Origin of the sequence: Paenibacillus sp. FSL H8-0548 (assembly GCF_038630985.1) — a bacterium.
Taxonomy (GTDB): Bacteria; Bacillota; Bacilli; order Paenibacillales; family Paenibacillaceae; genus Pristimantibacillus.
This window is the reverse complement of record NZ_CP152049.1, coordinates 4310427-4322848: the sequence shown is the minus strand read 5'-3', so window position 1 is coordinate 4322848 and position 12422 is coordinate 4310427. Positions and strand designations below refer to the sequence as shown.

Sequence of the window (12422 nt, the reverse complement as noted above, 5' to 3'; positions counted from 1 at the left end):
ATTCAGGAGGGAATCAGTGATGATTTCAGTAAACGATTTTAAAACAGGCTTAACCGTACAAGTAGACACCGATATTTTCTCAGTTCTTGACTTTCAACACGTAAAACCAGGCAAAGGCGCGGCATTTGTTCGCTCTAAGCTGAAAAACCTTCGCAACGGCAACGTTGTTGAAAAAACATTCCGTGCGGGCGAGAGCATTGGCCGCGCAATTATCGAAAACCGTGAGGTACAATATTTGTATAATTCCGGCTCCGAATACACATTCATGGACAATGAGACTTTTGACCAATTCAACTTGGAGAAGAAGCAGCTCGAGTGGGAGCTTAACTTCCTGAAAGAAAACATGAACGTAAACATCTCCAGCTACCAAGGAGAAATCCTTGGTATTCAAATGCAAAACAGCGTTGAGCTTAAAGTTGTTGAAACCGAACCAGGCGTTAAAGGCAATACGGCTCAAGGCGCAACTAAAATGGCTAAGGTTGAAACAGGCCTTAATGTACAAGTTCCACTATTCATTAACGAAGGCGATGTTTTGCTGGTTGATACTCGCGAAGGCAAATACATCTCGCGCGCTTAGCAGCAGCGTGATTAACCGTCCGAAGCAAATCGGACGGTTTTTTTGAAATATAGGGGTTCGTTATGCTATAATTATGTCTTGTATTTACATGTCAGGGTTGGGAGTGAATCGGCTTTGTCGTTGATAGTGATGAAGTTTGGCGGCAGCTCCGTAGGAACGCCGGAGCGGATGCAGCGGGTAGCAAAACGAATAATTGATAGGCAGCAAGAGGGCAACGACATTGTTGTTGTCGTTTCTGCCATGGGAGATACGACTGATGATCTGATTGATCAGTCCAAGGTGCTAAATCCAAATCCGCCGGCGCGGGAATTGGATATGCTGTTAACAGTTGGTGAGCAAATTTCGATTGCTATGCTTTCGATGACGATCCATCAGCTTGGAGGAAAAGCCCAATCCTTTACGGGATGGCAAGCGGGCATTCGCACGGAAGCGGTGCATGGCAAGGCGAAGATGACCAATATTCATCCAGAGCGTGTGTTCGATGCGCTGAAGCAGGGGAATGTAGCGATTATAGCTGGCTTCCAAGGCATGACGGAGGATGGAGAAATTACGACACTTGGTCGTGGCGGATCGGATACAACAGCGGTTGCGATGGCTGCTGCGATGCAAGCAGACGTGTGTGAGATTTATACTGATGTTGATGGTATATACTCCACCGACCCTCGTGTTGTGAAAAATGCTAGAAAGCTTAACGAGGTTTCATATGATGAGATGCTTGAACTCGCTAATCTAGGCGCCGCTGTACTGCACCCACGTGCTGTAGAGTACGCTAAACACAATAATGTAAAGCTTGTTGTTCGTTCAAGCTTTACCCAAAACGAAGGTACAAGTGTGAAGGAGGAAGCGGTCATGGAGCAAGGCGTGGTCGTTCGCGGCATCGCGTTTGACAAAAATGTAGCTAGAATTAGCATTATGGGTGTTGAGGATGTTCCAGGAGTGCTGGCTCATGTGTTTGGCGCATTGGCAAGCAACGGCATCGATGTCGACATTATCGTGCAAAGCGGTGTGCAGGATGGCAAAGCCGATTTCTCCTTTACACTCTCAGGTGATGATAGAGACAAAGCAATCGCAGTAATCGAAGGCATTCGCGGCACGGTTCCTTACCGTGAGACGACTTCTGAATCTAACTTGGTCAAAGTGTCCATTGTTGGAGCAGGCATGGTTAGCAATCCAGGTGTGGCAGCGAAAATGTTCGAAACGATTTCTAAGCTTGGCGTGAGCATCAAGATGGTAAGCACTTCGGAAATTAAATGTTCATGCGTAATTGTAGCTGAACCTTTAAATGAGGTTGTACGTGCGCTTCATACGGCATATGGCCTTGATACCGAAGAGCAAGCCTTTGTAGGCGGCCCAGAGGATCGTCGTTAATTAATAGAATAAATAGAAGAGAAGGCATGTTCCGTATTTTCGGGGCATGCCTTTTTTTGACACTTATTAGATGACGCGTGTTAATTGATCGCCATTTAATCTAGGAACTTCTTTATAAATGTCGATCAAGGAGCAAGCTTCTATATCCTTCCGCAATCCAAGCTTTGTTAGCTTCCTGCCTGTCATTCCATTAACAATGGTTTCTCTTACCTGTGCTGCACGATTCCGATATAAAGCGAGCATCGCCGTCCCAAAATCATCCATTTCAATTGCGACATTGCTGTGTGAATGCAGTCTCTCAAGCACAAGCCCTGCGCACAAGCCATCTTCAATAGCAAATTCATCGTGACTTCCTGCACATAAGATAACGACATCCCGGCGCAGTTCTATTGCTGTACGGGCACATGCTTCCGCATTGAGCAGCGAGGCAGTTAATACATGGTCCGCTCGCATGGATTTATGAATGGCCCGTGTGCCATTCGTCGTTGTGAGTATAATCCGTTTGCCTGCTACAACCTGCTCCGTGTATTCCTCAGGCGAATTACCGAGATCGAAGCCGGCTATTTTACGGCAAAACCGCTCACCTCCAAGCAAATCCCCTGGTCGTTGGAGCGCTCTCGCTTCCATGACGGTTTCCGCAGGAATGACACATAAAGCACCAGATACGATAGCCGTAACGATCGTGCTGGTTGCTCGCAGAACGTCGATAATGATAGCGGTCTTATGATGGAATTTTGCGGAGCTGGCTTCGTTGACACTTGATATTACCTGTACTTGCATATTCGTAATTCCGCCCTTCTCCTCCTCGATGCTTTACTATATGCGCCTATTACTGGGCAGGTGTTCGGCATGAAAGCTAGACAAGCACGCATATGCTTAAAGAACAAATGAAATTTATAAGGAGGTCATTGCTATATGCTGAACAAAATCGTGCTGACCATGGCTTCGCTGAGACTCACATCCGGTACGATCGAAATTTGCGCGGCGCTATTGATGCTCAGGCTGAATCAAATTGACAAGGCTCTTATTGTAAACTCTTCGCTTGCTCTTGTTGGCCCGCTCATCCTTATTGCAACGACAACGGTAGGTCTTGTTGGTTTGTCAGATAAGCTGTCACCATCAAAATTTCTTTGGGTGGGAGCAGGAGTCATTTGTTTGATGATTGGTATTCTAAAAAAATAATAGATTGCAACTCTAGCATATCGTCAGTGGAGCAGACATATTTTCCCTACATCAGCATACAAATAAGAACTACGAAGGACAAACATCCGGGAGTGATGATCGCATGCTGGAAAGAGTAGCGCACCTACTGCCTATTGAGCTAAAGACGTTGCTGGAGCGCCTTCCTGAACAAATGCAGGAACAGCTCGAGGAAATTAGGATTCGAGAGGGACGGCCGCTTGAAATTGGGTTTCGCGGACAGTCTCGATTTATGATGAGTGACGGGTCGCTTAGGCAGGCCGCTGATGGAGCATACAAGCCGTCAGCAGATACGTGCCGCAAGCTGCTCGAGCGTATTACAAACTATTCTTTGTACGCGATGGAGGAGGAGCTGCGAAGAGGATTTATTACCGTTTCAGGCGGGCATCGGATTGGACTTGCTGGCAGAACCATATTGGATGGAGGGGTTGTTCGCGGCATTCGCGACATTGGCGCCTTTAACATTCGAGTAGCGAGAGAAGTGATCGGTGCAAGTGCTCATTTACTGCCAAAGCTAATTGATCGGACGAGAAAAACGCTTCATTCCACTCTCATATTGGCACCTCCGCAGCAAGGGAAAACGACGCTCATCCGAGATATAGCTAGATCAGTCAGCTATGGCTTGTGGCCGCTGCTTGAGTCGAGCGGCTGGCAAGGCAGGAAAGTAGGCATTGTGGATGAGCGCTCAGAGATTGCGGCTTGTGTTCGAGGTATTCCGACCTTTGATATAGGTCCGCGAACTGACGTAATGGATGCTTGCCCAAAGGCTGAAGGGATGATGATGCTTGTGCGTTCGATGTCGCCTGAGGTGCTGATCGCTGACGAAATCGGCAGACCGGAGGATGGTGAAGCTATTCGTGAGGCAAGTCATGCAGGAATCAGCATAGTCGCTACAGCCCACGCCTACGATTTGCAGGATGCCAAGGGCAGGCCCGTATTGCTCAAGCTGCTGGAGGAAGGGGCGTTTAAGTACGTGGTTGAGCTTAAGCGCACAGAGCAAGGCATTATGCATCGTGTCGTACCTGCAGAAGCTGTAATTGCCCGCTCACCCTCGCGCGAAGCTGTGGATGCGGTACATGCCTATGCAGGGCGGCTTCGAGCTGATGATCCATGATTAAGCTGCTAGGTGCGGTATTGGTCCTGTTCGCAGGCACGATGATTGGGTTTCAGCAAGCAGCGAAATTTGCAGAGCGGCCAAGGCAGCTGCGTCAGCTCGCACATGCGCTGCAGCGGCTGGAAACGGAGATCGGCTACGGACATACCCCGCTGCCGGAAGCTTTGGAGAGAACAGCATCGGCAACACCTGAGCCGCTGGCTTCTATTTTTCGCAAGGCAGCAATCGGCGTTTGGGAAACGGAAAGCTTTAGCTTCCGGGATAGCTGGGAGCAGGCTATTACTTCTCAGTGGAGTGCAACATCGATGCGGAAAAACGAGCAGGCAGTGCTCATTCGGTTAGGCTCAACGCTCGGAATAAGCGATAAGGATGATCAAATGAAGCATATCCATCTGGCACTATTGCAGTTGAAAGCAGAGGAGGACTCAGCGAGAGATGATCAGGGGCGTTACGAGAAGATGTGGAAAAGTCTTGGAGTTTTGATCGCTGTGCTGGTCGTCATTTTGATGGTGTAATGGGGTGCCGCATAAATGAACATGGATGTGAGCGCCATTTTCCAAATTGCTGGAATCGGAATTGTTATCGCTATGATACATTCGGTACTAAAGCAAATGGGAAAGGAAGATATGGCGCACTGGGTTACCTTGATTGGATTTGTTGTTGTACTTTTTATGGTAGTTCGTCTCTTGAATGAGTTGTTTCAGGAAATAAAATCGATATTTTTGTTCCAGTAGACGTCTCTTATCGGACGTTGATGTAAGCAGGTGGATGCAATGGAAATGATTCAAATCGTCGGTCTCGGTCTGACGGCTTCTATTCTCATCCTTGTCGTTCGAGAGCAAAAGCCGATGTTCTCTTTTTTGCTCGCAGCATTTACGGGTCTCTTTATCTTCTTATATCTCGTCGGAAAAATCGAACTCGTTATTACTGTTCTTGAGGATTTGGCTAATCGTTCAGGCATCCCTTCCATTTACTTGAAGACGATTTTGAAAATAATCGGAATCGCGTACATTGCGGAGTTTGGGGCGCAAATTGTTCGGGATGCAGGGCAAGAGGGAATCGCCTCGAAAATCGAATTTGCCGGCAAGGTGTTTATTCTCGTGATGGCCGTTCCTATCATTAGCGTGATCGTCGAGACGGTTATTGGGCTGCTGCCGGAGGGAGGCTGAGAACTATGATTAAGCTCACTCCTTCTAAGGACTCGGCCAAGCTGCTGCTCTTTGTACTTATAGCGACGTTTCTATTCTCCTTCGTTCCGAATATTGGATATGCAATAAGCGGTGAGGGCGAAGCGCCGGCGCAAGGAAGCCAGAAACAAGCAGAAGAGCTTGCCAAGGAGCTTGCGATGGAGCAGCTGGGCGGACTTGAGACAGGGACGGTAGAAAATTACTGGAATAAGCTTCGCAGTGAATATGGCGGCTACTTTCCGGAACAGCGGATTCCAAGCTTTATGGAAATGATTTTGCCAGGAGGCGGCGGGCTAAAGTTCACCGATATGTTTAAAGGGCTGCTTCGGTACATGTGGCATGAGGTGCTGTACAATGGAAAGCTGCTCGTCACTATCGTTATGCTTACGGTATTCAGCATGGTGCTGGAAACGCTGCAAAATGCATTTGAACGAAATGCGGTTAGCAAGGTTGCTTATTCCATCACGTATATGGTGCTCATCATTATTGCGGTTAACAGCTTCCATGTGGCAATGGGATATGCAAAGGGTGCAATTGAGAGCATGATTCAATTCATGCTGGCGATGGTGCCGCTGCTGCTTACGCTGCTGGCTTCTATGGGCAATGTCGTTACGGTATCGGTCCTGCATCCGTTGATCATTTTTATGATTCATGCCGTTGGCACGCTGATTTACACACTTGTTTTTCCACTTTTGTTTTTCTCAGCGGTTCTTCATATTACCAGTGCACTATCGGAGAAATTCAAAGTTACGCAGCTAGCCAATCTTTTGCGAAATATTGGCGTAGGCGTACTCGGAGTTCTGCTGACTGTTTTTCTTGGTGTTATTTCTGTACAAGGTGCAACAGGCGCGGTCACTGATGGCGTTACCCTAAGAACTGCGAAGTTTGTGACAGGGAATTTCGTACCCGTTGTGGGGAGAATGTTTTCAGACGCTGCGGATACGGTCATCTCAGCATCTATGCTTGCCAAAAACGCGGTAGGCTTGGCAGGCGTGATCATATTACTATTCATCAGCGCGTTCCCTGCAATCAAAATATTGACACTTGCGCTCATTTACAACATTGCCGCTGCCGTTATGCAGCCGTTGGGAGATTCGCCAATCGTGAGCTGCTTGCAGACGATAGGCAAGACCATGATCTATGTTTTTGCGGCTTTGGCTGCTGTCAGTCTCATGTTTTTTCTTGCGGTAACAATCATTTTGACTGCAGGAAATGCGTCGTTGATGGTTAGGTAAGGAAGGAGACGAATGGTGTGGTTGCTTGGTTAAGCGACTGGCTGAGAGACATCATCGCAATTATTTTGCTGGCTGTATTCGTCGAGCTTCTGCTTCCGAACAAAGCCATGCAGCGTTATGCACGGCTCGTCGTAGGTTTGTTTATACTGCTGACGATACTCTCCCCCATATTAAAGCTTATGCAAAGTGACATAGGGGAGAAGCTGGATGAAGGCATGAAGCAGTGGAGTGAATCGGCGATGACACGAGAGGTGCAGATGACCGGATTAAACCAAATTACGAGGGATGCGGAAGCAATGAGCGAGAAACGTACGCTTGAAGCTGCAAAGCTTACAGAGCGGACGCTTGAAGCGACGATCCGCACAGAGCTGCTTGAACAAACAAAGGCTCCTGTCGAGGAGGTAGACGCGATACTGAAGTGGGTCACTCACTCTGGTAAGCAAATGCCTTACATAAGTCAAATTACAGTTACTCTCCAAGCGGCGAGCGAGTCGACTAACTCAACAGGGGATGAAACGGCCATAGAAATCGTGAAGCCAGTCATCGTTGAAATTGAGATCGAGTCTTCTGGAAATCAGGATTCTCAGCTTAGCGATCAGGATGTGGATACGAAAAAGAAGCAGGATCAGAACCAAGGCCGAGCTAAAAGCAAGTGGTCGGAGGCAGATGCGCCTACTGCTTCAGCCATTCGTGAATTGATTACGAGGGGCTGGGGGGTCGAGGGGGGCAACATTGTGGTAAGGCAGCCAGCAAAGATGGAGAAGCAATGAATGTCTAGGGACAGATAGGAGGTAAGGCGCGGTGGCCAAATGGCTGGAAGGCATAGAATCAGCGGTTAGCGGAGGTCCCGGCGGTCCAAAGCGAATTAGGACGCTGCGAATTTTGCTCATCGTTGGTGGGATTGGCGCAGCGCTAATGATTATGAATTCATTTTTAACCTATAAGGAAGTGGAACCGTCTGTACAGGATCCGAATCCACCACCGCAGACCGAGGCTGCTTGGAACAATTCGGCTGCTTCCTCTGGCTCGATGTTTGCTGCAATTGAGCATCCTTTGGAGGCGAGGCTGAAAGAGATTCTGGAGAAAATTGTTGGTGTAGGAAGTGTGGATGTGCTCGTAACGGTCGAATCGACAGAGGAAATTATTATTGCGCAGAATGAGCAAGAATCACAGCAGACTACAGATGAGAACGATCCGAATGGCGGTAAACGCCACATCACCTCCATCACCAAGGACGGACAGGTCGTATTGTATGAAATCTCGGGAGATCAGAAGCCGATTATAACCAAAACGATTAATCCGCGCATTCGTGGAATTCTCATTGTCGCTAGAGGAGCAGAAAATATGACGGTCAGACGTCTCATCATCAATGCTGTTGAAAAGGGAATTAACGTCCCGGTTAACCGAATTTCTGTAGTGCCGAGCAAACAGTAGTTCAACAAAATTGAAATGTTGGGGAGGGTGTTCACATGAACACGAAAAGACAAACGGTATGGCTCGTATCAATGCTTAGCTTGATGGTGGTATTATCTGCTTATTATTTATTTACGCAAGATGTAGACTCGCCGGAGGTTCTGACAGATAGCTCCAAAACGGAGCAAGCAGCACAAAATGCTACAGAGGCTTCTACTAAAGGGGATGCGCTCATTGTAAATGAAGTGGAGCTTCCAACAGATGGTGAAATTCTCAGCGAAGAGGATCAGAAAACACTCGCCCTCATTGAGGAGCAAGGTCTGGCAGCAGGCGGTGTGTTCAGTGAATTGCTCGCGAAGCGGGAGCGAAAAAATATTGAGGAAGGCAATCGGATTATGGCTGTAATCGCAGAAACGAAATCAAATATAGAAGAGCCAGTAGCTGCAATAGGCGAGCTTGAAATGCTGGAGGAGAAAAACGCGAAGCTGACTGGAATTGAATCAGAGTTGTTGACGCGCTATGAGCAGGTGGCGATCGATGAACAAAGTGACAAGTTCAGTGTCGTAGTCTCAAGCGAAAAGCTGGAGAAAAAAGAAGCAGCGGATATTATCAAATTAGTAATGAGCACTATGGATGTAGGAGCAGATCAAGTGTCGGTACGTTATATTCCATAACAAACATCATCAAATTAAACAGGAGGACGCTGCTTCCGCCAGCATGTAAGCTGGTGGTAGCAGTGTCTTTTTTTGTGCTGTCATTGCCGATAAAACAAAAATTGTTCGTGTTCAGGCTTGTTTATGATATAATGTTAATCGTTATGTGAAAGAATTATTAATATTGAGATGGTTACCTTCTATGGCAACAAGCTATGGAAGCAATTTTTCTATCGCAAATTTAAGGAGTGAAAATATTCATGTTCAAATTGAGCGAGATCAAAGAGTTGATCAAATTGGTTGATCAAACTTCCGTTCATGAGCTGGAAATCGAAAACGAAGGGACTCGCCTGCTCATCCGCAAGCCTGGAAAAACCGAAGTGGTGAATGTGCAAGCAGCCCCAATTACGCATACATACGCGACTGCACCTCTACAAGTACAACAAGCAGCTCCAGCAGCTCAGTCTCAAGCTGTGCAAGAAACAGTGGCAGTACAGCCGTCTACAGATCATTTGCATCAAATTGTTTCGCCAATGGTTGGAACCTTCTACAGCTCGCCGACTCCAGAAACATCTGCTTTCGTTAAAATCGGCGACCGTGTAAGCGACAAGAGCGTTGTTTGCATACTTGAAGCGATGAAGCTGATGAATGAGCTTGAGGCTGAGGTTCGCGGAGAGATCGTGGAGATTTTAGTATCCAACGGTCAGCTCGTGGAATATGGCCAGCCATTGTTCCTTGTGAAGCCAGAATAAAGAAGTGAGTAAACGTCGAAACAGGGAAACTGTTGTTTGAAAGGGGTTCCTACGTGAAATTTCACAAAATATTAATTGCCAACCGCGGCGAAATTGCGGTTCGAATCATTCGTGCATGCCGCGAGCTGGGCATTAGCTCAGTTGCTGTTTATTCAGAGGCGGATCGCGATTCACTTCATGTGAAGCTGGCAGACGAAGCTTATTGCATCGGACCGACCGCATCGAAAGACAGCTATTTGAATTTAACGAATATTATGAGCGTAGCTACAATTACCGAATGCGACGCGATTCATCCCGGCTATGGCTTCTTAGCGGAAAATGCTGACTTTGCGGAAATTTGCGAGTCATGCAACATTACCTTCATTGGTCCATCTCCAGATGCGATCAACAGGATGGGCGATAAGGCCGTTGCGAAGCTTACGATGAAATCAGCTGATGTTCCTATTATTCCTGGTTCGGATGGACTTGTGGAAAATATGGAGGATGCGGTTCGTGTTGCTCGAGAAATTGGGTATCCTGTTATTATAAAAGCGACAGCCGGCGGCGGAGGCAAAGGTATTCGAATTGCTGATGACGAGACGATGCTGATTTCACAAATTACGACGGCACAGCAGGAAGCTCAGAAGGCATTCGGCAACGCTGGCGTATATTTGGAAAAATATCTGACAGGCATGAAGCATGTCGAAATCCAAATTATGGCGGACAAGCACGGCAATGCCGTTCATTTGTTTGAACGTGATTGCTCCGTACAGCGTCGTCGTCAGAAGCTCGTAGAAGAAGCACCATGCTCGGTATTAACGCCAGAGCTTCGTGAACGAATGGGTCAAGCAGCTGTTCGTGCAGCGCTTGCAGTAAACTATTCAGGTGCAGGTACGCTTGAGTTTCTACTCGGGCCTGATGAAAAATTTTACTTTATGGAAATGAATACACGTATTCAGGTTGAGCATCCCGTAACTGAAATGATTACGAATGTTGATCTCATTAAAGAAATGATTTCTGTAGCAGAAGGTAATCCGCTGTCCTTTGAGCAAAGCGATTTGAAAATAAATGGCTGGTCCATTGAATGCAGGATTAACGCTGAGGATTCAGAACGGAATTTCATGCCGTCTCCAGGCTTGATTCCATTTTATTTGCCTCCCGGCGGCGCAGGCGTACGTATCGATAGTGCTGTATATCCTGGCTACACGATTTCACCTCACTACGATTCGATGATTGCAAAACTAATCGTATGGGGAGCCACTCGTGAGGAAGCAATCGCGAGAATGAAACGGGCATTATCTGAGTTCGCAATTGAAGGAATTCGGACGACCATTCCATTCCATTTGAAGCTGCTGAACCACCCGAAATTTGTGAGCGGAGACTTCGATATAAAATTCCTAGAAGAGCATGATATTAACGCTAAAGAATGACAATAAGGCAATGCTGTGAACAACTAGTATTGTTTGTCATATTTCTTGGCGAATGTTATAGTATATTAACAAGATACGGTTCATTGCTAGGCTCTGCGCCGTGTACGCGCAACTTTAAGGAGGTGTACAGCCATCATGAGTACGATTGCTGCTGAGTATGAGAAAACGGACATTGGCACCATTCAAATCGCACCTGAAGTGATTGAGGTTATCGCTGGTTTAGCGACGATCGAAGTTAATGGAGTCGCTGGTATGAGCGGCGGATTCGCTGGAGGCATCGTTGAGCTTCTTGGTCGGAAAAACTTATCTAAAGGCGTTAAAGTTGAAGTTGGTCAGCGTGAAGCGGCAGTGGATGTTTCGATTATCGTAGAATACGGTAACCGGATTCCTGAAATTGCTACCGAAATTCAACGGAATGTGAAGCACTCCATTGAGATGATGACGGGTCTTCATGTTATTGAAGTGAACGTACATATTCACGACGTACATTTCAAGACGCCTGAGAAGCCGGAAGAAGATGAGATCCCTTACAGAGTTAAATAGATTAAGCTTAATTAAATTCCGTACAACCCCCTGGTGATTGGGCATGCCGCTCGGCGCTAGGGGGTTTTCATTCGGCTTGGCAGGAGGAGGCGCTACGTTGGTTAAAGTCGTGGACAAGCTGCTTTTATTTTTATATAGCATCGTAATTGGATGTTTATCTTTATTTCTGCTCTCCATTGGGTTTGGTTGGATATCGGAGGATCTATTGAATGATCTGATTGGCGATTTATATCGTATCGATTCCATCAAAATTACGATAGCTGTAACGGGTGTCATCCTGTTTTTCCTTAGCTTGAGATTTTTTATCGTATCGCTTCATCGCGGTTCGGCAAGTGCTCCGTCAATTGATCAAAGAACTGACTTTGGTGATATTCGCATCTCTCTTGAAACGATCGAAAATTTAGCAATGAAGGCAGCATCTCGTCAGCGCGGGGTAAAGGATTTGCGCACGCGTATCCGTGCTACTGATGCTGGACTCGATATCGTTATTCGTGCTGTTGTTGATGGGGAAAGCTCTATACCGGTGCTGACTGAGGAAATTCAACGCTCCGTGAAGGAGCATGTTGAGGACATAGCCGGTATACCTGTAATGAACGTTGCAGTATATGTTGCGAACATCATTCAAACGGGCACGTTTAAGAGTCGCGTGGAATAGAGGTGAGTTTGCTGATGTGGACGGAGTTCTGGGCCATCTACGGGAAGCGCGCTGCTGGCGCTGCGATAGGTCTGTTTTTTGGGTTTTTATATTTATTTGTTGGTTTTTGGGACATGCTTTTTGTAGCGCTGCTTGTGTCCATCGGGTATTGGATTGGTTTGCATAAGGAAACAAACAACGGACCTATCTTACCATGGCAGCGGCTTTGGTATTCGTTGTTAGAAAGATTCAGGCCGTTTAAATGATCCTGTGGTCTCCTCCGTACTCCGGATTTCGGATAGCCGCTAATTCGTGGCAGGGAGGAGATCATAGGCTT

The 12422-nt window shown here is 47.0% G+C and carries 17 protein-coding genes; 16 read left to right on the top strand and 1 reads right to left on the bottom strand.

Annotated elements, in window-relative coordinates:
* Window positions 1-19 precede the first annotated feature (19 nt).
* A complete protein-coding gene (efp, locus tag MHI37_RS18835; RefSeq protein ID WP_076336840.1) occupies window positions 20-577 on the top strand; it encodes an elongation factor P in 558 nt (185 codons plus the stop codon).
* 114 nt (window positions 578-691) lie between these two features.
* A complete protein-coding gene (locus tag MHI37_RS18830; RefSeq protein ID WP_076336841.1) occupies window positions 692-1945 on the top strand; it encodes an aspartate kinase in 1254 nt (417 codons plus the stop codon).
* 66 nt (window positions 1946-2011) lie between these two features.
* Here MHI37_RS18830 and MHI37_RS18825 read toward each other — a convergent pair whose 3' ends face one another.
* Window positions 2012-2725, bottom strand: coding sequence for a 2-phosphosulfolactate phosphatase (locus tag MHI37_RS18825; RefSeq protein ID WP_076336842.1), 714 nt, complete (start codon window positions 2723-2725; stop codon window positions 2012-2014).
* 135 nt (window positions 2726-2860) lie between these two features.
* On the opposite strand from MHI37_RS18825, the gene MHI37_RS18820 reads away from it, so the two are divergent.
* From MHI37_RS18820 to MHI37_RS18755, 14 genes are all read left to right on the top strand, one after another.
* Window positions 2861-3127 carry a YqhV family protein gene (locus MHI37_RS18820; protein WP_076336843.1) on the top strand — a complete coding sequence of 89 codons (267 nt, stop codon included), beginning with the start codon at window positions 2861-2863 and terminating at the stop codon, window positions 3125-3127.
* A 103-nt stretch (window positions 3128-3230) separates the two neighbouring features.
* Complete coding sequence (spoIIIAA, locus tag MHI37_RS18815; RefSeq protein WP_076336844.1) at window positions 3231-4259, top strand: stage III sporulation protein AA; 1029 nt, start codon at window positions 3231-3233, stop codon at window positions 4257-4259.
* On the top strand, window positions 4256-4774 hold the full coding sequence (gene spoIIIAB, locus MHI37_RS18810) for a stage III sporulation protein SpoIIIAB (RefSeq protein ID WP_076336845.1): 519 nt from the start codon (window positions 4256-4258) through the stop codon (window positions 4772-4774). The genes spoIIIAA and spoIIIAB overlap by 4 nt, the downstream gene beginning before the upstream one ends.
* Window positions 4775-4789: 15 nt before the next feature.
* Window positions 4790-4993, top strand: coding sequence for a stage III sporulation protein AC (spoIIIAC, locus tag MHI37_RS18805; protein ID WP_076336846.1), 204 nt, complete (start codon window positions 4790-4792; stop codon window positions 4991-4993).
* Between the two features lie 39 nt (window positions 4994-5032).
* Complete coding sequence (gene spoIIIAD / locus MHI37_RS18800) at window positions 5033-5428, top strand: stage III sporulation protein AD (RefSeq protein ID WP_076336847.1); 396 nt, start codon at window positions 5033-5035, stop codon at window positions 5426-5428.
* A gap of 5 nt (window positions 5429-5433) precedes the next feature.
* Window positions 5434-6681 carry a stage III sporulation protein AE gene (gene spoIIIAE, locus MHI37_RS18795; RefSeq protein WP_076336848.1) on the top strand — a complete coding sequence of 416 codons (1248 nt, stop codon included), beginning with the start codon at window positions 5434-5436 and terminating at the stop codon, window positions 6679-6681.
* A gap of 17 nt (window positions 6682-6698) precedes the next feature.
* Window positions 6699-7451, top strand: coding sequence for a stage III sporulation protein AF (gene spoIIIAF / locus MHI37_RS18790; RefSeq protein ID WP_076336849.1), 753 nt, complete (start codon window positions 6699-6701; stop codon window positions 7449-7451).
* A gap of 31 nt (window positions 7452-7482) precedes the next feature.
* A complete protein-coding gene (gene spoIIIAG / locus MHI37_RS18785; protein ID WP_076336850.1) occupies window positions 7483-8115 on the top strand; it encodes a stage III sporulation protein AG in 633 nt (210 codons plus the stop codon).
* 35 nt (window positions 8116-8150) lie between these two features.
* A complete protein-coding gene (locus tag MHI37_RS18780) occupies window positions 8151-8768 on the top strand; it encodes a SpoIIIAH-like family protein (RefSeq protein WP_076336851.1) in 618 nt (205 codons plus the stop codon).
* A gap of 239 nt (window positions 8769-9007) precedes the next feature.
* Entirely contained in the window at window positions 9008-9499 is a 492-nt protein-coding gene (gene accB, locus MHI37_RS18775) for an acetyl-CoA carboxylase biotin carboxyl carrier protein (RefSeq protein ID WP_076336852.1), read from the top strand.
* A 53-nt stretch (window positions 9500-9552) separates the two neighbouring features.
* On the top strand, window positions 9553-10908 hold the full coding sequence (gene accC, locus MHI37_RS18770) for an acetyl-CoA carboxylase biotin carboxylase subunit (RefSeq protein ID WP_076336853.1): 1356 nt from the start codon (window positions 9553-9555) through the stop codon (window positions 10906-10908).
* A 135-nt stretch (window positions 10909-11043) separates the two neighbouring features.
* Window positions 11044-11451 carry an Asp23/Gls24 family envelope stress response protein gene (locus MHI37_RS18765; RefSeq protein ID WP_076336854.1) on the top strand — a complete coding sequence of 136 codons (408 nt, stop codon included), beginning with the start codon at window positions 11044-11046 and terminating at the stop codon, window positions 11449-11451.
* 97 nt (window positions 11452-11548) lie between these two features.
* Complete coding sequence (gene amaP / locus MHI37_RS18760; protein ID WP_076336855.1) at window positions 11549-12106, top strand: alkaline shock response membrane anchor protein AmaP; 558 nt, start codon at window positions 11549-11551, stop codon at window positions 12104-12106.
* A gap of 14 nt (window positions 12107-12120) precedes the next feature.
* Window positions 12121-12351 carry a DUF2273 domain-containing protein gene (locus MHI37_RS18755; RefSeq protein ID WP_076336856.1) on the top strand — a complete coding sequence of 77 codons (231 nt, stop codon included), beginning with the start codon at window positions 12121-12123 and terminating at the stop codon, window positions 12349-12351.
* The last annotated feature ends 71 nt before the right edge of the window (window positions 12352-12422 follow it).